Annotated in this window: 23 protein-coding genes; 12 read left to right on the top strand and 11 right to left on the bottom strand. The window is 61.2% G+C overall.

Annotated elements, in window-relative coordinates; genetic code table 11:
* Nucleotides 1-58 precede the first annotated feature (58 nt).
* A complete protein-coding gene (locus V6607_RS09830) occupies nucleotides 59-1,885 on the bottom strand; it encodes a long-chain-acyl-CoA synthetase (RefSeq protein WP_134326015.1) in 1,827 nt (608 codons plus the stop codon).
* Between the two features lie 398 nt (nucleotides 1,886-2,283).
* Here V6607_RS09830 and V6607_RS09825 point away from each other — a divergent pair, with 398 nt between their 5' ends.
* Nucleotides 2,284-2,562, top strand: a complete 279-nt coding sequence (locus V6607_RS09825) for a DUF3509 domain-containing protein (protein WP_003216777.1) — start codon at nucleotides 2,284-2,286, stop codon at nucleotides 2,560-2,562.
* A 54-nt stretch (nucleotides 2,563-2,616) separates the two neighbouring features.
* On the opposite strand, the gene V6607_RS09820 is transcribed toward V6607_RS09825, so the two are convergent.
* The 4 genes from V6607_RS09820 to aroC form a co-directional block, all read right to left on the bottom strand.
* Nucleotides 2,617-2,901, bottom strand: coding sequence for a helix-turn-helix transcriptional regulator (locus V6607_RS09820; protein ID WP_003216779.1), 285 nt, complete (start codon nucleotides 2,899-2,901; stop codon nucleotides 2,617-2,619).
* A gap of 235 nt (nucleotides 2,902-3,136) precedes the next feature.
* On the bottom strand, nucleotides 3,137-3,682 hold the full coding sequence (locus tag V6607_RS09815; protein WP_134326014.1) for an acireductone dioxygenase: 546 nt from the start codon (nucleotides 3,680-3,682) through the stop codon (nucleotides 3,137-3,139).
* A gap of 28 nt (nucleotides 3,683-3,710) precedes the next feature.
* A complete protein-coding gene (locus V6607_RS09810; RefSeq protein ID WP_166742190.1) occupies nucleotides 3,711-4,862 on the bottom strand; it encodes an MFS transporter in 1,152 nt (383 codons plus the stop codon).
* 148 nt (nucleotides 4,863-5,010) lie between these two features.
* Complete coding sequence (gene aroC, locus V6607_RS09805; RefSeq protein WP_003213122.1) at nucleotides 5,011-6,102, bottom strand: chorismate synthase; 1,092 nt, start codon at nucleotides 6,100-6,102, stop codon at nucleotides 5,011-5,013.
* A gap of 143 nt (nucleotides 6,103-6,245) precedes the next feature.
* On the opposite strand from aroC, the gene V6607_RS09800 reads away from it, so the two are divergent.
* Nucleotides 6,246-7,208 carry an alpha/beta fold hydrolase gene (locus V6607_RS09800; protein ID WP_003213124.1) on the top strand — a complete coding sequence of 321 codons (963 nt, stop codon included), beginning with the start codon at nucleotides 6,246-6,248 and terminating at the stop codon, nucleotides 7,206-7,208.
* A 99-nt stretch (nucleotides 7,209-7,307) separates the two neighbouring features.
* Nucleotides 7,308-8,111 (top strand): hypothetical protein, encoded by an 804-nt coding sequence (locus V6607_RS09795; protein ID WP_003213127.1) that lies wholly within the window; start codon nucleotides 7,308-7,310, stop codon nucleotides 8,109-8,111.
* 147 nt (nucleotides 8,112-8,258) lie between these two features.
* On the opposite strand, the gene prmB is transcribed toward V6607_RS09795, so the two are convergent.
* Entirely contained in the window at nucleotides 8,259-9,167 is a 909-nt protein-coding gene (prmB, locus tag V6607_RS09790) for a 50S ribosomal protein L3 N(5)-glutamine methyltransferase (protein ID WP_003213129.1), read from the bottom strand.
* Between the two features lie 240 nt (nucleotides 9,168-9,407).
* On the opposite strand from prmB, the gene V6607_RS09785 reads away from it, so the two are divergent.
* The 5 genes from V6607_RS09785 (at nucleotide 9,408) to V6607_RS09765 (ending at nucleotide 12,182) form a co-directional block, all read left to right on the top strand.
* The gene (locus tag V6607_RS09785; protein WP_008433198.1) at nucleotides 9,408-9,998 is read left to right on the top strand and encodes a cysteine hydrolase family protein; all 591 of its coding nucleotides are present in this window, start codon (nucleotides 9,408-9,410) and stop codon (nucleotides 9,996-9,998) included.
* A 130-nt stretch (nucleotides 9,999-10,128) separates the two neighbouring features.
* The gene (locus tag V6607_RS09780; protein ID WP_003213133.1) at nucleotides 10,129-10,449 is read left to right on the top strand and encodes a hypothetical protein; all 321 of its coding nucleotides are present in this window, start codon (nucleotides 10,129-10,131) and stop codon (nucleotides 10,447-10,449) included.
* Nucleotides 10,450-10,524: 75 nt separating this feature from the next.
* Nucleotides 10,525-11,082 carry a Smr/MutS family protein gene (locus tag V6607_RS09775; RefSeq protein WP_003213135.1) on the top strand — a complete coding sequence of 186 codons (558 nt, stop codon included), beginning with the start codon at nucleotides 10,525-10,527 and terminating at the stop codon, nucleotides 11,080-11,082.
* A 79-nt stretch (nucleotides 11,083-11,161) separates the two neighbouring features.
* Nucleotides 11,162-11,707 carry a GTP cyclohydrolase I FolE gene (gene folE, locus V6607_RS09770; protein WP_003204506.1) on the top strand — a complete coding sequence of 182 codons (546 nt, stop codon included), beginning with the start codon at nucleotides 11,162-11,164 and terminating at the stop codon, nucleotides 11,705-11,707.
* 103 nt (nucleotides 11,708-11,810) lie between these two features.
* The gene (locus tag V6607_RS09765) at nucleotides 11,811-12,182 is read left to right on the top strand and encodes a glutathione S-transferase N-terminal domain-containing protein (RefSeq protein ID WP_063031984.1); all 372 of its coding nucleotides are present in this window, start codon (nucleotides 11,811-11,813) and stop codon (nucleotides 12,180-12,182) included.
* Between the two features lie 107 nt (nucleotides 12,183-12,289).
* On the opposite strand, the gene V6607_RS09760 is transcribed toward V6607_RS09765, so the two are convergent.
* Genes V6607_RS09760 through V6607_RS09750 form a run of 3 tightly spaced genes read right to left on the bottom strand, consistent with a single transcriptional unit; the run spans nucleotide 12,290 to nucleotide 15,232 of the window.
* Nucleotides 12,290-12,610, bottom strand: coding sequence for a hypothetical protein (locus tag V6607_RS09760; RefSeq protein WP_087694789.1), 321 nt, complete (start codon nucleotides 12,608-12,610; stop codon nucleotides 12,290-12,292).
* Complete coding sequence (locus tag V6607_RS09755) at nucleotides 12,607-13,938, bottom strand: acyclic terpene utilization AtuA family protein (RefSeq protein WP_134326012.1); 1,332 nt, start codon at nucleotides 13,936-13,938, stop codon at nucleotides 12,607-12,609. Before V6607_RS09755 ends, V6607_RS09760 begins: the two co-directional genes overlap by 4 nt.
* 1 nt (nucleotide 13,939) lies before the next feature.
* Nucleotides 13,940-15,232 carry a citrate:proton symporter gene (locus V6607_RS09750; protein WP_003213142.1) on the bottom strand — a complete coding sequence of 431 codons (1,293 nt, stop codon included), beginning with the start codon at nucleotides 15,230-15,232 and terminating at the stop codon, nucleotides 13,940-13,942.
* 131 nt (nucleotides 15,233-15,363) lie between these two features.
* Between V6607_RS09750 and V6607_RS09745 the strand changes: the two genes are divergently transcribed.
* Nucleotides 15,364-16,260, top strand: a complete 897-nt coding sequence (locus V6607_RS09745) for a LysR family transcriptional regulator (protein WP_003213144.1) — start codon at nucleotides 15,364-15,366, stop codon at nucleotides 16,258-16,260.
* A gap of 105 nt (nucleotides 16,261-16,365) precedes the next feature.
* Here the strand turns inward: V6607_RS09745 and V6607_RS09740 are convergent, their stop codons facing one another.
* A complete protein-coding gene (locus V6607_RS09740) occupies nucleotides 16,366-16,968 on the bottom strand; it encodes a glutathione S-transferase family protein (protein WP_008432197.1) in 603 nt (200 codons plus the stop codon).
* A 10-nt stretch (nucleotides 16,969-16,978) separates the two neighbouring features.
* Nucleotides 16,979-18,145, bottom strand: a complete 1,167-nt coding sequence (locus V6607_RS09735; protein ID WP_134326011.1) for a PLP-dependent aminotransferase family protein — start codon at nucleotides 18,143-18,145, stop codon at nucleotides 16,979-16,981.
* A gap of 82 nt (nucleotides 18,146-18,227) precedes the next feature.
* Here V6607_RS09735 and V6607_RS09730 point away from each other — a divergent pair, with 82 nt between their 5' ends.
* The 3 genes from V6607_RS09730 to V6607_RS09720 all read left to right on the top strand — a co-directional run bounded on the left by V6607_RS09730 (nucleotide 18,228) and on the right by V6607_RS09720 (nucleotide 20,890).
* Nucleotides 18,228-18,662 carry a MarR family transcriptional regulator gene (locus tag V6607_RS09730; RefSeq protein ID WP_003212841.1) on the top strand — a complete coding sequence of 145 codons (435 nt, stop codon included), beginning with the start codon at nucleotides 18,228-18,230 and terminating at the stop codon, nucleotides 18,660-18,662.
* Between the two features lie 191 nt (nucleotides 18,663-18,853).
* Nucleotides 18,854-20,200 carry an NCS2 family permease gene (locus V6607_RS09725; protein WP_003212843.1) on the top strand — a complete coding sequence of 449 codons (1,347 nt, stop codon included), beginning with the start codon at nucleotides 18,854-18,856 and terminating at the stop codon, nucleotides 20,198-20,200.
* A gap of 63 nt (nucleotides 20,201-20,263) precedes the next feature.
* Nucleotides 20,264-20,890 (top strand): LysE family translocator, encoded by a 627-nt coding sequence (locus V6607_RS09720; RefSeq protein WP_008432192.1) that lies wholly within the window; start codon nucleotides 20,264-20,266, stop codon nucleotides 20,888-20,890.
* Nucleotides 20,891-20,937: the final 47 nt, after the last annotated feature.

Here is a 20,937-nt window from a genome sequence, read left to right as displayed (position 1 = left end):
CTCGCGATGGAGTTCCCCACTGTCATGCCTTTTTTCCCAAAAGCGGCGATAGGCAGAATCAATAACGGAACTTGCCCGCCTGGATGTCCGCCAACAGTTGCCCGGTGACCGGCACATAACTGTCCGACCCAGGCAGCCAGGCAAAGATCGGATCATCACCGGCCTTGCCCGGGTCGAACGCTTCCTCCTTGAGTTTCACCTTCTGGTATTTGAAGGTGCCCGTGGTTTCCATCTTCACCTTGATCCGCAGGAACAACGGCACCGCATACGCGGGCAATTGCCCGTGGGCGAAGGTCAGCAACTCGCGCATGTCCAGGGAAGCCAGGGATTCGGCAGGCGTAATGGCCGCCATGCCCGCGCGGCCGTTGGTGTTTTCAATCTCCACGCCGTAGGCCACCACTTCGGAAATCTGCGGGTGCTGCAGGAAGATGTTCTCGACTTCGGTGGTGGAGACGTTTTCACCTTTCCAGCGGTAGGTGTCCCCCAGCCGGTCAACGAATTGGGCGTGGCCGAAGCCGATATTGCGCAACAGGTCGCCGGTGTTGAAATAACGGTCGCCCTTCTCGAACACGTCGCTGAGCACCACCTTGCGGTTCTTCTCGGGGTCGGTGTAGCCGTCGAACGGTGCCTTGTCATCGATCCTGGCCAGCAGCAGCCCCTGGCCCCCCTTGGGCACTTCGCGCATGAAACCGTCGGCGCCGCGAATCGGCTCACAGCTGTCATGGGCGTAGTCCACCAGTGCCCAGTGCATCAGGGAAAAGCCAATGGTGTTGTCGAAGTTCAGCACATTGGTGAAGCCAATGTTGCCGTCACTGGCGGCGTACAGCTCGCAGATATGATCGACGCCAAAGCGCTGCTTGAACTCAGCCCAAACCCCAGGGCGCAGGCCGTTGCCGATCATCTTCGTCACACGGTTATCACGGTCCTGCTCGCTCGCGGGCTGGTCGATCAGGTAGCGGCACAGCTCGCCGACATAACCCAGGGTGGTCGCATTGAATTTGCGCACATCGTCCCAGAACTGGCTGGCGCTGAACTTGCGGCGAATCGCGAACCCCGACGCCCCGGCAATCGCCGAACCCCAGCACACGCACAGGCCAGTGGCGTGATACAGCGGCAAGGTGCAATAGACGACATCCTCGGGCCCCATATCCAGGGCGATGGTGCCGAAACTGGCCGAGGACTTCATCCAGCGGCCGTGTTTGAAAATGCCGGCCTTGGGCAAGCCGGTGGTGCCGGAGGTGTAGATATAGAAGCAAGGGTCGTTGAAGTAGATCTGCTGAGTGCTGGCGGGGTTTTCCACCGGGCAGTCGGCGCTGGCGGCCATCAGGTCGACGTAATCCGGCGGCACATGGCTGTGCTGCTGATCGGCAATAAACCAGGTTTTATCCGCCTCGATGGCCACCTGGCTGCGCACGGCCTCGTAGGCCCCTACCAACTCGGCTCCCACCACGATGGCCGCCGGTGCCACCAGGTTGAGGCTATGTACCAGCGCCGACTGGGTTTGCGAGGTATTGAGCATCGCGCAAATGCCGCCCACCTTGGCCACGGCCAGTACGCTGAGCAACAACTCGGGGCGGTTCTCGATAAACAACGCCACCACGTCGCCCTTGCCGATCCCCTGCTGCTGCAGGTAGTGAGCCATGCGGTTGGCCTGCTGATTGGCCTGGCGGTAGCTCAGCACCGTGTCGCCATACAGCAGCGCGGCGCCGTCGGGGTTGCGTTGGGTGGCTTGTTCAAAGGTCCAGCCCAGGCCGCACGGCTGGTCGGGATCGGTGATGTTGGCAACGCGGATTCCGCGCACCAGGCGCGGCAGCGCACGGACAATGGTGGGCACCTTACGCAGCATCATGCCCCAGGTGATCATGTCACTTGGCGGGTGGTTCATGGCGGGAACGTCCTTTTTCTTATTGTTCGTATGACCCTCAAGGCACCCATCGCACTGTTAGACCCGCGCCGAATGCCTTGCAGGAAAATACGCCAGCCGTTCTTCGGCTGTACACGCAGGATTTGAAAAGTTTTGTATCCCGAAAGGAAAAGGAATTTTGCGCACCGCCAGGTGGTCACTATGGAAGACCTGCCTTGCGTGCCAGCGGTGAAACACTTGGCAAAACCCCGCAAAATGCAGGATGCACGATGGCCATTCATGCAAATTGCACGAAACTGGAAATCTTAAAATTTTATAACTATTTGATTTATAACGATTTTTTAAGATACTCAGTACTGGCACAATCACTGCACCTATCACTCCACGCTGCAAAACATGAGCTAACGGAGCTGATAGACATGAGCCTGATCCAAGATAAATTTTCTTCTGTGTTCTCCAATTTCGACGTCACCACCCAGGCGCGTCCTGATGGCGGCATCCTGCTGACATTGCGTAACAGCGAAGGCAAGCAGATCAAACGTTCGATCTCTTATCAGCAACTGCACACGGCCGACCAACTGACGTGGGTCATCAGCGCCATTCGCCGCGACCTGGCTGAACAAGCCAGCGACCTGCCACAGATTTCGATGCTGCAAAGCCAGAATCGCTTTGCCCTGCCGACCTACCATTCGGCTTGACTGTCATGCAGGACCCGAACAGGTCGTGGTGCCGTTGCGCACCACGGCCTTTTTTTATTTGCACAATCCCTGTTTCACCGCCTCGTTCACGGCCTGGACCCGGTTAGTCACCTGCAACTTGCCGTAGATGTTGCGCAGGTGAAACTTCACCGTGGCCTGGGAGATGGAGCGAATCCTGCTGATTTCCCACACCGTCTTGCCCTCGACCGCCCAATGCAGGATTTCCCGTTCCTTTGGGGTCAGGGGTTTACCCGACAACATCGCACGCGCCTTGCGGTTGGCAACCGGCGCGCTGTCAGTTTGCGTGGACGGTTGTTCCTGTGGCTCCGAACCGCTCATGCAGGCCCCTCTCTTCATATAGGTCTTGTAACGCCCGAAGTCGGATTACTCCTATTGACAGGCGAATAAATATTGAGACCAGAGAGAGTTACACAAAGAGTGGAAGTAACAAGTAAGGTCAACGATAAACAGCTGTTACCCACAAACTTTCAAGTTTATTCCTACAGCGATTTCCAACCTGAAGGAATTGAAGTTAAAAAAATGCCGCCTGTTCAGGAGGCATTGCCGGACGAACTTAGTCATCAAGCCGGGGAAAACCCTCGGCGATCGCGTCGCCGGTCAGCATGACCGCCAGCCCTTCAGGGTCACTGAACAGGCGGATCGCCACAAAGTGCGGGTTCTCCCCCATATCAAACCAGTGCGGGATGCCGCTCGGCACCAAGATCAGGTCGTTTTTCTCGCAGAACACCGCGTACACATAATCTTCGATGTGCAAGGTAAACAGCCCACGACCCGCTACGAAAAAACGCACGTGGTCTTGGGCCATGCGGTGTTCGTCGAGTCGCTCGGCGCGCAATTGGGCTTTCTGCGGGTGATCATTGCTGATGCGGAGCACATCAACGGTGGTGTAGCCGCGCTCGGTCATCAGCTTGTCGATGGGCGCCTGGTAGGCGGCGATAATCTCAACCTCGCTGGCCCCGGGCTCAAGTCGGGTAGCCGCCTGCCAGCGATCGAACCCCACACCCAGCTCGGCCAGGGTCGAGGCGATATCGTCCTGGTGAGTCAGGACCTTGTTCGGGGTGTCGGGGGTGCAGACGTGGTAAACCGCGAGATAGCTCATCAAACTCTTCCTCTGTCACGGGAGCCGCTCATGGCCGCTCCTCTTGCAATCGAATGCCAATGATTAGGGCGGCGGCCAGGGCCGCGACGCTGGCAATGCTGAAGGTCAGGGTCGGCCCCAGCAGGTTCCAGCTGTAACCTGAATAGAGTGCGCCCAGCGCACCGCCGGTACCGGCCAGTGCCGCATACAGTGCCTGGCCCTGCCCTTGCTGGCGAGCACCAAAGCTGCGTTGCACGAACTGGATGGCCGCCGCGTGGAAGCTGCCGAAGGTCGCCGCGTGCATCACCTGCGCCAGCAACAGCACCCAGAAGAATTCGGCAAAGGAGCCCAGCAGCAACCAGCGCAGTGCGGCCAGCAGGAAACTCGCCATCAACACCCGGCGTACCGAAAAGCGCGTGAGAATCCGGCTCATGGCCAGGAACATCAAGACTTCCGCCACCACGCCCAGCGCCCACAACATGCCGATCACGCCACGGCTGTAACCGAGGTGTTCAAGGTGCAGGGTGAGGAAGGTGTAGTACGGACCATGGCTCATCTGCATCAGCGCCACACACGCATAGAACGCCAGCACGCCGGGGCTGCGCAGTTGCCGCAAAAAGCCGTCACCGGCCAGGCGATTCCCCTGGCTCAGGGGCTGCGCATTCGGCACCCAGAGGCTGGCGCCGATGATGCCGGCCATGATCACCACGACCACCACCGGGTAGATATCCAGGCTCAGCCAGTCGAACAAGCGGCCCATGATCACCACGGTGAGGATAAAACCGATGGAGCCCCACAACCGCACCTGGCTGTAGCGCGAGGTCTGGCCTTGCAGGTGCGCGAGGGTGATGACTTCAAACTGCGGCAGGACCGCGTGCCAGAAGAACGCGTGCAAGGCCATCACCAGCGCCAGCCAGGCGTAAGTCTTGCTGACAAAGATCAACGAGAAACTCACCAGGGTGCACACCGCGCCAAAGCGCACGATGGCCAGGCGCCGGCCGGTGTAATCCCCCAGCCAGCCCCACAGGTTGGGTGCCACGCAGCGCATCAGCATGGGGATGGCCACCAGCTCGCCGATGCGCGCGCTGGAGAACCCAAGGTGATCGAAGTACAACGCCAGGAACGGCGCCGTCGCCCCCAGCAGGGCGAAATAGAACAGGTAGAAGCTGGAGAGTCGCCAGTATGGAAGGGCTTGCGTCAGCATGAGTGACTTGTGGCGAGCGAGCCTGCTCGCGCTGGGTCGCGAAGCGGCCCCGATAGAAGCGCCGCAGTTCTCCAGGTACTACCGGGTTGCAGGCTTTGGGGCCGCTGCGCAGCCCAGCGCGAGCAAGCTCGCTCGCCACCCACGGTCACAGCTGGCCCAATACCGGAGTACTGACTTTTACGTCGGCGTTTTGCCCACGATGGCGCAGCAGGTGGTCCATCAACACAATGGCCATCATCGCCTCGGCAATCGGCGTGGCGCGGATGCCGACGCACGGGTCGTGACGGCCCTTGGTGATCACGTCCACCGGGTTGCCGTGCACATCGATCGAACGGCCTGGCGTGGTGATGCTGGACGTCGGCTTGAGGGCCAGGTGCGCAACGATTGGCTGGCCGGAGGAAATGCCACCGAGAATGCCGCCAGCGTTGTTGCTGAGGAAACCTTCCGGGGTCAGCTCGTCACGGTGCTCGGTGCCACGCTGGGCCACACAATCGAACCCGGCGCCGATTTCCACGCCCTTGACCGCGTTGATGCTCATCAGCGCGTGGGCCAGTTCGGCATCGAGGCGGTCGAAGATCGGCTCGCCCAGGCCCGGCATCACGCCTTCGGCAACCACGGTGATCTTGGCGCCGACGGAATCCTGGTCACGGCGCAACTGGTCCATATAGGCTTCCAGCTCCGGCACTTTGTCCGGGTCTGGGCAGAAGAAGGCGTTGTCTTCGACGCTGTCCCAGGTCTTGAACGGGATTTCGATCGGGCCCAACTGGCTCATGTAGCCGCGGATCACGATGCCCTGGGTCGCCAGGAACTTCTTCGCAATCGCACCGGCCGCCACGCGCATCGCGGTTTCCCGCGCCGAGCTGCGGCCACCGCCACGGTAGTCGCGCTCGCCGTATTTGTGGTGGTAGGTGTAGTCGGCGTGGGCCGGGCGGAACAGGTCTTTAATCGCCGAGTAGTCCTTGGACTTCTGGTCGGTGTTGCGAATCAGCAGGCCAATGGCGCAGCCGGTGGTGCGGCCCTCGAACACGCCCGAGAGGATTTCGACTTCGTCGGCTTCCTGGCGCTGGGTGGTGTGGCGGCTGGTGCCGGGCTTGCGGCGGTCGAGGTCACGCTGCAGGTCTTCCAGGGACAACTCGAGGCCCGGCGGGCAGCCGTCGACAATGGCGACCAACGCCGGGCCATGGCTTTCGCCCGCGGTGGTAACAGTGAACAGCTTGCCGTAGGTATTGCCGGACATGCAGGGCGCTCCGTGAAATCAGTTGAATCAAGTCAACCGTAATAACTTAAGGCGGCCAGTATACGCAGGCTAACCGACTAGTTCATCCTCGAAACCTTACCGGTAGACGTTGGTCCAACCGGCACCTTCCTCATGATGGCGCGATGATGCTGCGAGTTCTGCTTTTGACCCTCACTCTGTTTTCCAGCCTTGGCTTCGCCGCCTCCCCTGTCGTGCTGCAACGGCCCATCAGCCTGGACACCGGCAGTGGCGAGCTGTTTGGTTCGCTGTTGTTGCCCAAATCCGACAAGCCGGTGCCGGTGGTGCTGATCATCGCCGGCTCCGGGCCCACCGACCGCAACGGCAACAGCGCCGACGGCGCACGCAACGACAGCCTCAAGCGCCTGGCCTGGGTGCTGGCCAGGCACAACATCGCCAGCGTGCGCTACGACAAGCGCGGCGTGGCCGCCAGCCTTGCCGCCACCCCCGATGAACGCAACCTGACCCTGGATGCCTACGTGTCCGACGCCGTGGCCTGGGGCAAGTTGCTCAAGGCCGACCCACGCATGGGCCCGCTGATTGTGCTGGGCCACAGCGAAGGTGCACTGGTGGCCGCCCTCGCCGCCCCGCAGCTCAACCCGGCCGGGGTGATTTCCCTGTCGGGCAGTGCGCGCCCGGTGGACCAAGTGATCCGCCAGCAACTGGCCGACCATATGCCTCCAGCGCTGTTACTGCGCAGCAACCAGATTCTCGATCACCTCAAGGCCGGCCAGGTGGACGCCGATGTGCCCACACCCCTTGAGGGCATTTTCCGCCCCAGCGTGCAGCCCTATCTGATCAGCCTGTTCCGCGCCGACCCTTCGGCGGCCTTTGCCAAATTGACCATGCCGGCGCTGATCGTCCAGGGCACCAATGACCTGCAGGTCGGCGTGGCCGATGCGCAACAATTGCAGAAGGCCAAGCCCGACGCCGAGCTGACGGTGATCGAAGGCATGAACCACGTGATGCGCATCGTGCCCAACAACGTGAAGCAGCAACTGGAGTCCTATAACGACCCGCAGTTGCCGCTGGCGGCTGAACTGGGCACCCGCCTGGTTCGCTTTATCGACGGACTTCGCGCCAGTTAAGCGAGTATTGCCCTCCAGTCCTGAGCAAAACGGCCGATAAGCCATGGGTCGACAGCAAAAAGCCTGTCGGCCCGCAGAGCTTGGACAGGATCGCGCCGAATGACGAACACCGAAGCAACACCCGAACCTACCGCCGACACCACGGCTGACACCGAGGCCGCCGCATCGGCCGCGTTACCGTGGGCGGAGGTGCAGGCCGAACATTTCAAGATGCTGCGCCTGGCCCCTTTGGCCACCGACCGTGCCACGGGCGTGCGGCCCCTGCGCTTTGTGCAGTTTGGCTGGGCCGAACGCAACAACAAGGACCACAGCCTGCTGCGCATGGTCATTCAGTTGCCGGGCCAGCGGGTGCGCCGGGAACAGAACCATTTGGATATCTGGGTCGATCACGCGACCCATCGGGTGCACTTTGGCCCGGGCAACAGCCTGGAGATCGAGCCGGCTAACCGCGGCATCGGCCGTTTCCTGGTAGCCCAGGGCGCCGCCTGGGCGAAAAAGAAGTGGTCGCACTACCGCGTCGACGGCGTCGACCTGGCCAACAAGGACGCCCTCAACGAAGCCACGCGCCTGCGCCGGGATCACTTCCTGCGTATCCAGGGCTTTGATGTGGCGTACGCCGATGTCCAGCATTTGAAGGGCAACGTGCAGCCGGGCAAGGTCAGCGATGTGCTGGACAGCTGGAACACCGAAAAGCTGCAGTTCGTGGAGATTCTGGAAGCGGCGCAGATGCTGCAACAGGCCGAGCAGAACCTGGCGGAACAGGAAGTGAAACTGCGCAAGGAAGAGGAAAAAGTCACCAAGTTCAAGCGCGAAGACAGCGGGTTGCGCTTCACTATTACGTGCCTGGTGGCGTTTACCGTGTTTCAGGCGGGGTTGTTGATCTGGATTGCGACGCATCGATAATCCGGTTTATCAATTGAAACCGGATCAAAATGTGGGAGCGGACTTGCTCGCGAATGCGGTGTGTCAGTCACCGGATATCTTGACTGAGCCACCGCATTCGCGAGCAAGCCCGCTCCCACACTGACCGCGTTACCCACTTGGAAGCGGTTAAACCCTGGCGGCAAACACCGCCTGATGCGCCCGGCACTGCTCGGCCGTCAACATGAACACGCCATGCCCGCCGCGCTGGAACTCCAGCCAGGCGAAGTCCACTTCGGGGTACAACGCCTCGACGTGAACCTGGCTGTTGCCCACTTCGACAATCAGCAAGCCCTTCTCAGTCAAGTGATCTGCCGCCTCGGCCAGCATCCGCCGAACCAGGTTCAAGCCGTCGTCACCACAGGCCAGGCCCAGCTCCGGCTCGTGCTGGTATTCATCCGGCATGTCGGCAAAGTCTTCGGCGTCGACATACGGCGGGTTGGACACGATCAGGTCAAAACGCTGGCCCGGCAAACCATCAAAGCCGTCGCCCTGAACGGTATACACGCGCTCATCGACGCCATGGCGCTCGATGTTCTGGTTGGCCACCTCCAGCGCTTCGAAGGACAGGTCGCCCAGTACCACTTCGGCGTCCTGGAACTCGTAGGCGCAGGCAATACCGATGCAACCGGAACCGGTGCACAGGTCCAGAATGCGTGCCGGCGGTGTGCCCAGCCACGGTTCGAAGCGGTTTTCGATCAGTTCGCCAATCGGTGAGCGTGGAATCAATACACGCTCATCAACGATAAACGACATGCCGCAGAACCAGGCTTCCTTCAACAGGTAAGCGGTCGGCACACGCTCGTGGATACGGCGGTGCAGCAACCGTTGCACGTGGGAGATTTCCTCTTCTTCCAGGTTGCAATCCAGGTAACTGTCGGCAATTTCCCATGGCAGGTGCAAGGCGCCGAGCACCAGTTGCCGGGCTTCGTCCCAGGCGTTGTCGGTGCCATGGCCAAAAAACAGGTCTTCCCCATGGAAACGGCTGACGGCCCATCGGATGTGGTCGCGCAAGGTGCGCAGGCGGGAAGTGATCACGGGGGCAAGCTCCTGGAAAAAACGACCGGCGATTCTAACAGTCTTAAGCTGTACCGACGATGTACGAAAAAACCCTTTGCCGCACGTCGGATTTCATCTTAAACGTGGTTTTTGCCTAAACGTAGTGCCCTATTGACATCGCTGCACGCCAACAACGGCGTACCTTACGATGGTAGCGATTCACAGAAGCGCTCAGCCAGAGGACAATGTCACAAAAGCCCCACTCACAGGAGCCCCAGAATGTCCGTTCCAAAGACGATGTTTCAACTCAGCGGTCGTGGTTACGCAGCGGCGAACCTGAACCATGCGACCCTCGTGATCATCGACGCCCAGAAGGAATACCTCAGTGGTCCCCTCGCCCTCTCGGGCATGGACGCTGCTGTCGAAAATATCAAGCAACTGGCGGCTGCCGCGCGCAACGCCGGGCGCCCGATCGTGCATGTGCGCCACCTGGGCACTGTCGGCGGGTTGTTTGACCCTCAGGGCGAGCGCGGTGAGTTCATTCCTGGCCTTGAGCCACAGGCCGACGAAACCATCATCGGCAAGCTGCTGCCCAGCGCCTTCCACGGCACCGGCCTGGAGAAACACCTGCAAGACCTCGGTTCCCTGGACCTGATCGTCTGCGGCTTCATGAGCCACTCCAGCGTCAGCACCACGGTGCGTGCGGCAAAAAACCTGGGCTTTCGCTGCACCCTGGTGGAAGACGCCTGCGCCACCCGCGACCTGCCTTACAAGGGCGGCATCCTCAGCGCCGACCACGTGCAGCAGACTGAAATGGCCATCATGGCTGACAACTTCGCCACCCTCGCCTTGACCAAAGATCTGATCTGATCGACCTTCGATGAGCGGGTAGCCGCCCGCTCATCCGCAAATACCTGTCATTTGCTGCAATTGCCTCTGTACCCGGAACAACCTGTGTATCTTCCGGTCGAAGGGCCGATACCCTGGAGGAAAGGTCGGAATGAAGATATCCGATGGTTTTGATGCTCGTCGCTTGCGCCCCAAGGGCCCGAGCAACTGGCGTCTGCGCATCGGCGCCGGCTTTGCCGCGCTGTTGGCGATAGGTGGCGTACTACTGGCAATTGCTGGCGGCGCTGGTTTGGTTGGACACTCACCGGCCCTGGGCGAGCTGAATGCCAGCCCTGGCGGTTCTGCAATACTCTTGGTCATCGGCCTGCTGGTGCTGTGGTTCGGCGTATGGCTGTGGCGCCGTTGCCGTCGGCGCATGCGCCAACCGCTGTCACTGAACATCGCTTCGCATCTGATGAAAAAGCACGACTGATGGCGTACAGATAGCGTTTGTTGCGCATCAAGCCGCCGCGATTAGGTAAACTGCCCGCCCTTCGCGGAGGCTGACATGCAAGACGACGATTTTTCCCTATTCAAGAACGAGCTGCGCGGCGTCAAGCCGATCAAGCATGATCGCGCCGACACCGGCAAACCCAAGACCGATCGCGCCCAGATCGCCAAGCTGCGACAGGCCGCGACCGTGCGCACGGACGCCACCACCGTGGACGGCCTGTCGGATCAATTCGTTATCGATGTAGGTCCCGAAGACGAGTTGATGTGGGCCCGCGACGGCGTGCAGGAAAGCCAGATGCGCAAGCTCAAGGTCGGCCAGATCCCGTTCGAGGGTAGTCTCGACCTGCACGGCATGACCGTCGAAAAAGCCCGCGAAACCCTCTGGGCGTTCCTCGCCGAAGCCACCAAATTCGAAATCCGCTGCGTGCGCGTCACCCACGGCAAGGCCGTGCGCCTGGACGGCAAACGGCCGATGATCAAAAGCCACGTCAACACCTGGTTGCGCCAGCACTCCCAGGTGCTGGGTTTTACCTCATGCCAGCCACGTCACGGCGGCGCTGGCGCGGTGTATGTGATGCTCAAGCGCACCATGATGGAAGGCCGCGACGAGTAACAAGTGCCATCGTCAGGCTTGCAGCGATGTGTTGGCCGCCGTACCCTTGCCCTTTGCGAAAATCCCACTAGGTAGTTTCATGTCCCTGGAACAGAATTACACCGCGATTCTCGGCCAACTCGGCGAGGACGTTTCCCGCGAGGGCCTGCTCGACACGCCAAAACGTGCCGCCAAGGCCATGCAGTATCTCTGCCGCGGTTATGAACAGACCCTCGAAGAAGTCACCAACGGTGCCTTGTTCAGCTCTGACAACAGCGAAATGGTGCTGGTCAAGGACATCGAGTTGTACTCGCTGTGCGAACACCACCTGCTGCCGTTCATCGGCAAGGCTCACGTCGCGTATATCCCGAGCGGCAAAGTGCTGGGCCTGTCGAAGGTCGCGCGTATCGTCGATATGTATGCCCGCCGCCTGCAGATCCAGGAAAACCTCAGCCGCCAGATCGCCGATGCGGTCCAGCAGGTCACCGGCGCCCTGGGCGTTGCAGTGGTGATCGAGGCCAAGCACATGTGCATGATGATGCGCGGTGTGGAGAAGCAGAATTCGTCGATGATCACGTCGGTGATGCTGGGTGAGTTCCGCGAAAACGCGGCGACCCGCAGCGAGTTTCTCAGCCTGATCAAGTAATACGCGGCACCTGGAAAAACCGGCGTTCATCGCCGGTTTTTTTTCGCCTGTGAAAAATCAGGTAAGCTGCGCCCCCTTAAGTCTAGGGCAAGAGGTTTCAGCCATGTTCGTCAAAGCACTTCGAGTGGGCCTCGGCCACGTCATCATCGCCGGCGACTTCCTGACCCGTCCGCGCAAAAAGCAGCGCCCTGCCGAACAACAGGCGCAGGTGAACGCAGCGGCCAAGGACCTGACCCTGTATCAATTCCACGCCTGCCCGTTCTGCGTGAAGACCCGCCGCACCCTGCACCGCCTGAACGTGCCGGTAGCTTTGAAGGATGCGAAGAACAACGAGCAGGACCGCCAGACCCTGCTGGAGCAAGGCGGCAAGATCAAAGTGCCATGCCTGCGCATCGAAGAGAACGGCCAGACCACCTGGATGTACGACTCCAAGGTGATCATCGATTACCTCGACAAGCGGTTTGCGGCGGTCTGACAAACAGCGAGGATCCAGTGTGGGAGCGGGCTTGCTCGCGAAGGCGGAGTATCAGCCACAGACGTAGTGGCTGATACTCCGCCTTCGCGAGCAAGCCCGCTCCCACATTAGTTTGGTATTGCCAATTCAAGATCCAGCAATGCTGAGCCCAGGCACTTGCCATGGGCGTCCAGCGCCAGCGACCGCGTCACCCCGCCCCGCAGGATCCCCGGCAACACGAAGTTCAGTGCCTGCACATTGGGCAGTTCATAGCGCCGCACCGGTGCGGCGCCCGCCTCCAGCAACGGCGCAAAAAATGCCGCCACCACCTCAGCCGTCAATTGCTCGCAGAGCAGCGGATAGTCCTCGGCCCGATACGCAATGATCGAGATGTTCGAGGTGTCGCCCTTGTCTCCCGTTCGGGAGTGGGCCAGGGTGTGCAGCTTCATGCTTCGATCCTCGGGTTGACCGCGTGACGAGGCAGCAGCAACGATGCCACCGCCACCACCTGGCGCAGGCTCTTGCTGGCGCCACCGCCGCCGGACGGGCCGTTGGTGTAGAGGGTTTCCACTTCATTGCCGACACGCACCGCCTCGCTGCGTTCTGCGCAGCGGGCGGCGATGCGCAGGCGCACTTCCCACGGTTCAACCGTGCTGCGCGGGCCGTGCAGGGAGTCGACGCCGATCAATTCGGCACGCACGTCCTGCATGCGCACGCCGGTCAACTCCAAGCGTTTCAGGACCACATCGCGAGCCAGTTGCGCACGAGCGACCGCGCCCGGGCCACCGTAGGAAATCTGCCCCTCACCGATCCAGCCGTCCAGATAACCGACGCTGACTTTCAACGCTTCGGGACGTGGCCGTCCGCTCGCGCCGTGGGCACGCACCCGGTCCACGGCTTCTTCGGTAAACGCCACCTGGGAAAAATCCGCGCACACGTCCGGTGTGAGGTAGGCCGCCGGGTCGTGCACTTCGTAGATCAATTGTTCGGTGCACGTGGCACGGCTGACCCGCCCACCGGAACCTGCGACCTTGGTGATCAAGGCCTCGCCGTCTGGGTCAATCTCGGCCAGTGGAAAGCCCAGGCGTGCCAGATCGTCCACGTCCTTGAAACCCGGATCGGCAAAGTAGCCACCGCTGACCTGCCCCGCACATTCCAGTAAATGCCCCACCAGCGTGCCGCGCCCCAGCCGTTGCCAATCATCCGCAGCCCAGCCGAATTCGAACATCTGCGGCGCCAGGAACAGCGAAGGGTCTGCCACCCGGCCGGTGATCACCACGTCGGCCTCGGCGCGCAAGGCGTCGATAATGCCGTCGGCGCCCAAATAGGCGTTCGCGGAAATCAATCGCTCGCCCAACGAGCCAAGGGTCTGGCCGTTGTCGAGCAACTGCTCCGGCTGGGCACGCAAGGTCTCAAGCACGTCGTCGCCAACCACCGCCAGCACCTTGAGGTTAAGCCCCAGTTCACTGGCAATCCGCCGCACTTCAACCGCCGCCGCCACCGGATTGGCCGCGCCCATATTGGTGATTACCCGCAAGCGCCGGCGCCCTTCGGGCCGGCCGACAAAGGGCAGCACGCGGCGCATGCGCTCACTCAACAGCGGGTCGTAACCGCCTTGTGGATCGCTGATCCGCGCCTGTTGCGCCAGGGCGATGGTGCGTTCGGCCAGGCATTCGAAGACCAGGTAATCCAGGTCGCCCTGTTCGGCCAATTCCACCGCAGGTTCGATACGGTCGCCGGAGTAGCCGGCGCCGGAACCGATGCGCAAGGTTTTCATTTCAAATCACTCCCAGGAGCAAAGCCGTCAGGGTCATCAACACCGACGCGGCAAACAGAAAGGGGATGGTGAAGCGCTGGTGATCGGCCAATTCGATCTTGCACAGGCCCACCAACAGGAAGGTCGCAGGCGTCAACGGGCTGACCGGAAAGCCGGTGGTGTGCACGCCCAGCAACGAGGCCTGAGCCACTTGCAGCGGGTCGACGCCCAAGGCCTTGCCGACTTCGGCGATCACCGGCATCACGCCGAAATAGTAGGAGTCGGGGTCAAACAGCATGCTCAGCGGCATCGACAGGAAGCCCACCACCGCCGGGATCAACTTGCCGTGGCCCGCCGGAATCTGCGCCACCGCCACTTCGGCGATGGCCTTGAGCATGCCGGTGCCTTGCATGATGCCGGTGAACACACCGGCAGCGAGCAGGATGCTGGCCATGGTCAGGGCGGTTTTTGCGTGGGCGTCGATCCGCGCGCGCTGGGCGTCGACGTTCGGGTAGTTGATGCACAGCGCCACCACCGTGCCGAGCATGAACATCACCACCGGGTCGACCCAACCGGCGATCATCACCACCATCACCAGTACCGTCAGGACCAGGTTGACCCAGAACAGCCGCGGGCGACGCAGGGCAATGTCATCGTCGCTGAGCACCCGTTGCGGCACGGCGTCCACGCTGGAACCAGCGCCCAGGCCCAAGCGTTTTTCTTCCCGGTGGCCCAGCCACCAGGCGCAGGCGAATACAAAGACCAGGCCGACGATCTGCACCGGGATCAGCGGCTGGAACAAGTCCGCCACCGGCACGTGCAGCGCCGCCGAGGAACGCAGTACCGGGCCGGTCCACGGCAGGAAGTTGACCCCGGCCGCCATCGCCGCCACACACGCGAGGATGCGTTTATCAATTCCCAGCCGCGTGTACAGCGGCAGCATCGCCGGCACCGTCACCAGGAAGGTCACCGCGCCGGAGCCGTCGAGGTGCACCAGCAGGGCCAGGGTCGCGGTACCGACGACAATCCTTGTAGGACGCGTCCCTACCGTGCGCAGGATGCGATCAATGATTGGATCCAGCATGCCGGCATCGGTCATGATCCCGAAGAACAGGATCGCGAACACAAACATCCCCACCACGGGGGCGACGTTCTTGATGCCGGTGATGATGAAGGCGCTGGTTTGCAAGCCGAAACCGCCCAGCAGCGCGGCGATGATCGGCAAGGCAATCAGGGCCACCAGTGGCGACAGGCGTTTGCTCATGACGGCAGTGAGCAGGCACAGGATGGTGATGACACCCAGGGTAGCGAGCATGGGGTAGCTCCAGAACGGCGTTTTCGGCCGGTTATTGTTTTCCCTGGAGTATTGGAATCGCGTTAGGCTTTGTAAATTGGAATATTCGGCACCCCACATTCGAAAAAACAAAACGCCCGAGCAAAATAAAAATGAAAAATTCGATCCAGCATATCCAGGCGTTTCTCGCCGTTGCCCGCACGGGCAGCTTTACCAAGGCTGCCAACGAACTGCATTTGTCGCCCTCGGCGCTGACCGTGCAGGTGCAACAACTGGAGGAATGGCTGGGCGTCGCGCTGCTCGACCGCAGCCCGCGCCACGTCAGCATCACCGCCGCAGGGCTGGATGCACGCGGGCCGATGGAGAAGCTGTTGCTGGACCTGGACAACATCGTCACCGGCTCCCGTGACCTGGCAGCGCTACGACGAGGCGTGGTGACCATCGCCGCCCTGCCCTCCGTGTGCGCCGGCGCGTTACCTCCCGCCCTGCGCCTGTTTCGCGAGCGTTTTGCCGGGATCGAGGTGCGCTTGCATGATCTGGTTGCTCACCGCATTCATGCGCAAGTGCGTTCGGGCGAGGTGGATTTCGGCATTGGTGTGCGGGCGCGGCTGAGTCATGGACTGGCGTTTGTGCCGGTGCTGAATGATCGGTTATGTGCGTTCGTGCCGCTGGATCATCCGCTGACTCGTTTTGCAAAGTTGAGCCTGGAGCAACTGGCCGACCAGCCGATCATCCTCACCGGCCGCGACAGCAGCGTGCGGGAACAGGTGGACGCGTTGTTCGATGAAACACGCCTGACGATGCTCGCGGGGATGGAGGCCAACTACATGTCGACCGTGTTGGCGTTGGTGCGGCAGGGCTTGGGGATCAGTGTGTTGCCGGAATCGGCGGCGGACAGTCTGGAGGGGTTGAAGCGGATTACCATTGATCATCCGGGGGTGAACCGGGAGATCGGGTTGATCAGTCGCAGTGGACAGCCGTTGAGCCCAGCGGCGCAGCGCTGTTTTGAGTTGCTCAGTGAAGAATTACCTGGCGCACCGCAAAACTAAATGTGGGAGCGGGCTTGCTCGCGAAGGCGGTGGGTCAGCCAATACATGTGCTGACTGGTACACCGCCTTCGCGAGCAAGCCCGCTCCCACATTTTTGACCGCATTTCAGCCCAGCATCGGCACATGCTTGGGATGGCTGGCCACGCGCTTCAACCAGGCTTGCACACCTGGATAGGCGCTAAGGTCAAAGCCACCTTCATCCGCCACATGGGTGTAGGCATACAGCGCCACGTCGGCAATCGAGAATTGGTCGCCCACCAGATACGGTGTCAATTGCAACTGGCGCTCCATCACCTTCAGGGCCTTGTATCCGCCCTTGTGCAGCTTCTTGTATTCCTCCAGGCGATCTTCCGGCAGCCCCAGGTAAAACTGGATAAACCGCGCCACCGCGATGTACGGCTCGTGGCTGTACTGCTCGAAAAACTGCCACTGCAGAACCTGGGTGCGCAGGCGCGGTTCGCTGGGCAGGAACTCGCTGCCGTCGGCCAGGAAGTTGAGAATCGCATTGGACTCCCACAGGCAGGTGCCGTCTTCCAGCTCCAGCACCGGGATCTTGCCGTTGGGGTTCTTGGCCAGGAACTCCGCGGTCTGGGTGTCGCCCTTCAGGATGTCGACATCGATCCACTCATAGTCGATGCCCAACAGGCTGAGCATGAGTTTGACTTTGTAGCAGTTGCCCGATTTGTAATCGCCGTAGACCTTGTACATGGAGGCTCCCCTATGCCGCTTGCGCGTGCTGTGCTTGACGGACCACCGCAGCGAGACGCTTGAGACCTTCGTCCAAGCGCGCCGGGTCGATATGGCTGAAATTGAGCCGCAGGTGACCGTGATGATTGTCCGGCTCGGAAAAGAACGGCTCACCGGGCATGAACGCGATGTCCTGGTCGAGCGCAGGTGCCAACAAGGTGCGGGTATCGAGCGGCTGTTTCAAGGTCAGCCAGAAGAATAATCCGCCCTGGGGTATTTGCCAGTCGGCCAGGTCGCTGAAATGCCGCGCCAGTGCAGCCTGGAAAGCGTCGCGCCGGCCTCGGTAAAAGCTGCGCAACGCTACCAGGTGATGCTGGTATTTCTCGGTGCCGATCCATTGCATCGCCTGCCACTGGCCAACGCGGTTGGTGTGCAGGTCGGCTGATTGCTTGAGTTTGAGCAGGTGCGGGAACAGGTCCGGACTGGCAATCAGGTAGCCGACCCGCAGGCCGGGCAACAAGGTCTTGGATACGGTGCCGGTGTAGATCCAGCTGGCCTTTTTCAGCCGGCTGACGATGGGTTGTGCGCTGCCGCCGTCGAAGGTCAGTTCGCGGTAGGGTTCGTCTTCGATCAGGGTTACGCCAAACTCGTCCAGCAACGCGGCGACGGCCTCGCGCTTGGCATCGCTGTAGCGCACCGCCGAAGGGTTCTGGAACGTCGGGATCAGGTAGACGAAGGACGGGCGATGCTGCTCAAGGCTGCTGCGCAAGGCTCTGAGGTCCGGACCGTCCGCCTCAAGCTGTACGGTCAGGCAATCGGCGCCGAACAATTGGAAAATCTGCAATGCCGCAAGGTAAGTCGGGCCTTCCAGGAGAATTTTGGTGCCCTTGTCGATGTACAGCTTGGCCGCCAGGTCCAGGGTTTGCTGGGAGCCGCTGACCACCATGACCTGGCGCGCATCGCAGGCAATACCCAGCACCCGCGCCTCGGCCGCCAGCAATTCACGCAACTGTGGCTCGCCTTCGCTCATGCCGTATTGGCCGATATTCAGCGGCATGCCTTCCCAATCCAGCGTGGGCAGCATCACTTCGGCCGGCAGGCCACCGGCGAAGGACATCACCTGCGGCTTTTGCGCCGCCGCGAGGATTTCACGGATCAGGGAGCTTTTAAGACGCGAAACACGTTCTGAGAAGGCCATAAGGGTCACCGGTAGCAAAGCCTGGGGAAAATACGTCAAACTGCTTGACCGAAATTACGACGACTTGGGCAGATACGTCAATATGCTTGACCTTAAAAACCAGACCAGCCAGCAAACCGCCATGGAAGCCTTCTTCTTCGGCTACCAGGCGTTCACCGCCAAGGCTGACGAAATGCTGGAGCGCCGCGGCTTGAGCCGGGTGCATCAACGCATCGTGTTTTTTATCGCGCGCTACCCGGCCTTGAGCGTCAAGGAGCTGCTGGAACTGCTCGGCGTGAGCAAACAGGCGCTGAACATGCCGTTGCGCCAACTGCAGGAAATGCACCTGGTGGACAGCGTGGCGTCCGAGACCGACAAGCGTAAGCGCCTGCTGGAGTTGACCGAGGAAGGCCGGCGTTTCGAACAATCGCTGCGGCGCGAACAGGTAAAGCTGCTGCAACGGGCGTTTGCCGAGGCAGGCGAGACGGCGGTAGAAGGCTGGCTGGCGGTAAACAAGGCACTCAGTGGCCAATCCTGAATTGCCTTTCATCCCCTTTCGCACACAAAATAGAAAACATTATTTGCTTTATTTGTATACAAAAGCATAATTCGCTTCGTGCGAGTTCCTGACCTATTGGTCAACAAAACCCGCTGGTACCTCAAAGCGCTGCTGCCCACTCATGTGTCCGGCGCTGGAAATAACAATAAAACTCTTGAGGAGTACTTGCTGTGGAAAGCCGCAAATCCGAAGCCCCTACGCTCGACCTCTCGCCAACCCACAACGGTTGGCTGGAACGCCTGTTCAAACTCCGCTTGCATGGCACCACAGTGAAGACCGAGCTGATCGCTGGCCTCACGACCTTTATCACCATGGCCTACATCATCTTCGTCAACCCCAACATCATGGCCGACGCCGGCATCGATCACGGCGCGGCGTTTGTCGCCACCTGCATCGCCGCCGCGCTGGGTTGCCTGCTGATGGGCCTGTACGCCAACTGGCCAGTAGGCCTGGCGCCGGGCATGGGCCTGAACGCGTTTTTCACCTACACCGTGGTCGGGACCATGGGCTACAACTGGGAGACGGCACTGGGTGCGGTGTTTATCTCCGGTGTGTTGTTCATGATCCTGACGCTCTCACGCATTCGCGAGTGGCTGCTCAACAGCATTCCGGTGAGCCTGCGCCATGCCATGGGCGCCGGCGTCGGATTGTTTCTCGGGGTGATCGGCCTGAAAACCGCCGGCATCATCGTGCAAAGCCCGGCCACCCTGATCAAGCTCGGCTCCCTGCATGAACCCGCCCCATTGCTGGCGGCCATCTGCTTCCTGTTGATTGCGATCCTCAGCTACCACCGGGTATTCGGCGCGATCCTGATCAGCATCATCGCCGTGACCCTCGCCGGTTGGGGCCTGGGCCTGGTGGAGTACCACGGCATCCTGGCCACCCCGCCAAGCCTGGCGCCGACCTGGATGGCCATGGACGTGATGGGCGTGTTCAACGTCAGCATGATCAGCGTGGTGTTCGCCTTCCTGTTTGTGCACATGTTCGACACCGCCGGCACCCTGATGGGCGTGGCCCAGCGCGCAGGCCTGGTGAATGCCGACGGCAAGATCGAAAATCTCTCCCGCGCCCTGAAAGCCGACAGCGCCTCCAGCGTGTTCGGCGCCATGGTCGGCGTGCCGCCAGTCACCAGTTACGTGGAAAGCGCCGCCGGGGTTGCCGCTGGTGGCCGCACAGGGCTGACGGCGGTTACGGTTGGCGTGTTGTTTATCGCAGCGATGTTTTTTGCCCCGCTGGCTGGCATGATTCCGGCCTATGCCACCGCCGGCGCGTTGATCTATGTGGCGATGCTGATGATGAGCGGCATGGCCCATATCAATTGGGACGACGCCACCGACAGCATTCCGGCGATCGTCACGGCGATCATGATGCCCCTGACCTTCTCGGTGGCCGACGGCATCGCCCTGGGTTTCATCACCTACGTGGCGCTGAAGGCCGGCACGGGTAAACACAAGGAAATTTCCATCAGCCTGTGGGTGCTTTGCGCGATCTTCATCGCCAAGTTCGCGTTCCTGTAGGCCAACCCGCTTGACCCTGCCTCACCCCGTCGGGTGGGGCTTTTGTACGAATGGAGGAATGCAATGAGTCTGGAAACCTGGCTGCTGTTCAGCGGCGCTGCGCTGGTGGTGATCCTGATCCCCGGCCCCCTGTCCTTATTGATGATCAGCAACAGCCTGAACTACGGCCTGCGCCGTTCGTACCCGGCCTTTCTCGGCGGGGTGATTGCTTCGATCTGCCTGCTGAGCGCCTCGGCGCTGGGTTTGGGTGCGTTGTTGTTGGCCTCGGAACAGCTGTTCAGCGCCCTGAAGATCGTCGGCGCGCTGTACCTGTTCTACCTCGCCTGGCAGAGCTGGCAGCAATCCCGGCAACCGGCCCACGTCGCCGACGTACCGCAAGTGGCCGCCACCCCGCGATTTCGTGCGCTGTTTGGCCGGGCCTTTGTGCTGGGCGCCAGCAACCCGAAGGACATCCTGTTTTTCGCCGCCTTCCTGCCGCAATTCCTCAGTGCCCAGCAGGCCTTTTTGCCGCAGTTGCTGATCATGATCGCCACCTGGACCGTGCTCGACCTGCTGTGCAAACTGGCCTACGGCCTCGGCGCCCATGGTGCCGCGCGCTACCTGCGCAGCGGCAGGGGCCAGAGCTGGTTCAACCGGATCAGTGCGGGCTTGTTCACAGGCGCCGGCGCTGCGTCGCTATTGAGCCGCTGAAGATCCAGCCCCGATCGCACTGAAGATCGGGGCCGCCTTTATGGTGC

This window comes from Pseudomonas sp. KK18 (assembly GCF_037094675.1).
GTDB lineage: Bacteria > Pseudomonadota > Gammaproteobacteria > Pseudomonadales > Pseudomonadaceae > Aquipseudomonas.
Note: the sequence above shows the minus strand (reverse complement) of the source record. Positions and strands in the feature narration are given on the sequence as shown.

What these genes read in the sequence shown, in the direction of transcription:
- V6607_RS09830 (WP_134326015.1), bottom strand. Translation starts at nt 1,885, where the DNA reads ATGAACCACCCGCCAAGTGACATGATCACCTGGGGCATGATGCTGCGT.
- V6607_RS09825 (WP_003216777.1), top strand. Translation starts at nt 2,284, where the DNA reads ATGAGCCTGATCCAAGATAAATTTTCTTCTGTGTTCTCCAATTTCGAC.
- V6607_RS09820 (WP_003216779.1), bottom strand. Translation starts at nt 2,901, where the DNA reads ATGAGCGGTTCGGAGCCACAGGAACAACCGTCCACGCAAACTGACAGC.
- V6607_RS09815 (WP_134326014.1), bottom strand. Translation starts at nt 3,682, where the DNA reads ATGAGCTATCTCGCGGTTTACCACGTCTGCACCCCCGACACCCCGAAC.
- aroC (WP_003213122.1), bottom strand. Translation starts at nt 6,102, where the DNA reads ATGTCCGGCAATACCTACGGCAAGCTGTTCACTGTTACCACCGCGGGC.
- V6607_RS09800 (WP_003213124.1), top strand. Translation starts at nt 6,246, where the DNA reads ATGATGCTGCGAGTTCTGCTTTTGACCCTCACTCTGTTTTCCAGCCTT.
- V6607_RS09795 (WP_003213127.1), top strand. Translation starts at nt 7,308, where the DNA reads ATGACGAACACCGAAGCAACACCCGAACCTACCGCCGACACCACGGCT.
- V6607_RS09785 (WP_008433198.1), top strand. Translation starts at nt 9,408, where the DNA reads ATGTCCGTTCCAAAGACGATGTTTCAACTCAGCGGTCGTGGTTACGCA.
- V6607_RS09780 (WP_003213133.1), top strand. Translation starts at nt 10,129, where the DNA reads ATGAAGATATCCGATGGTTTTGATGCTCGTCGCTTGCGCCCCAAGGGC.
- V6607_RS09775 (WP_003213135.1), top strand. Translation starts at nt 10,525, where the DNA reads ATGCAAGACGACGATTTTTCCCTATTCAAGAACGAGCTGCGCGGCGTC.
- folE (WP_003204506.1), top strand. Translation starts at nt 11,162, where the DNA reads ATGTCCCTGGAACAGAATTACACCGCGATTCTCGGCCAACTCGGCGAG.
- V6607_RS09765 (WP_063031984.1), top strand. Translation starts at nt 11,811, where the DNA reads ATGTTCGTCAAAGCACTTCGAGTGGGCCTCGGCCACGTCATCATCGCC.
- V6607_RS09760 (WP_087694789.1), bottom strand. Translation starts at nt 12,610, where the DNA reads ATGAAGCTGCACACCCTGGCCCACTCCCGAACGGGAGACAAGGGCGAC.
- V6607_RS09755 (WP_134326012.1), bottom strand. Translation starts at nt 13,938, where the DNA reads ATGAAAACCTTGCGCATCGGTTCCGGCGCCGGCTACTCCGGCGACCGT.
- V6607_RS09750 (WP_003213142.1), bottom strand. Translation starts at nt 15,232, where the DNA reads ATGCTCGCTACCCTGGGTGTCATCACCATCCTGTGCCTGCTCACTGCC.
- V6607_RS09745 (WP_003213144.1), top strand. Translation starts at nt 15,364, where the DNA reads ATGAAAAATTCGATCCAGCATATCCAGGCGTTTCTCGCCGTTGCCCGC.
- V6607_RS09740 (WP_008432197.1), bottom strand. Translation starts at nt 16,968, where the DNA reads ATGTACAAGGTCTACGGCGATTACAAATCGGGCAACTGCTACAAAGTC.
- V6607_RS09735 (WP_134326011.1), bottom strand. Translation starts at nt 18,145, where the DNA reads ATGGCCTTCTCAGAACGTGTTTCGCGTCTTAAAAGCTCCCTGATCCGT.
- V6607_RS09730 (WP_003212841.1), top strand. Translation starts at nt 18,228, where the DNA reads ATGCTTGACCTTAAAAACCAGACCAGCCAGCAAACCGCCATGGAAGCC.
- V6607_RS09720 (WP_008432192.1), top strand. Translation starts at nt 20,264, where the DNA reads ATGAGTCTGGAAACCTGGCTGCTGTTCAGCGGCGCTGCGCTGGTGGTG.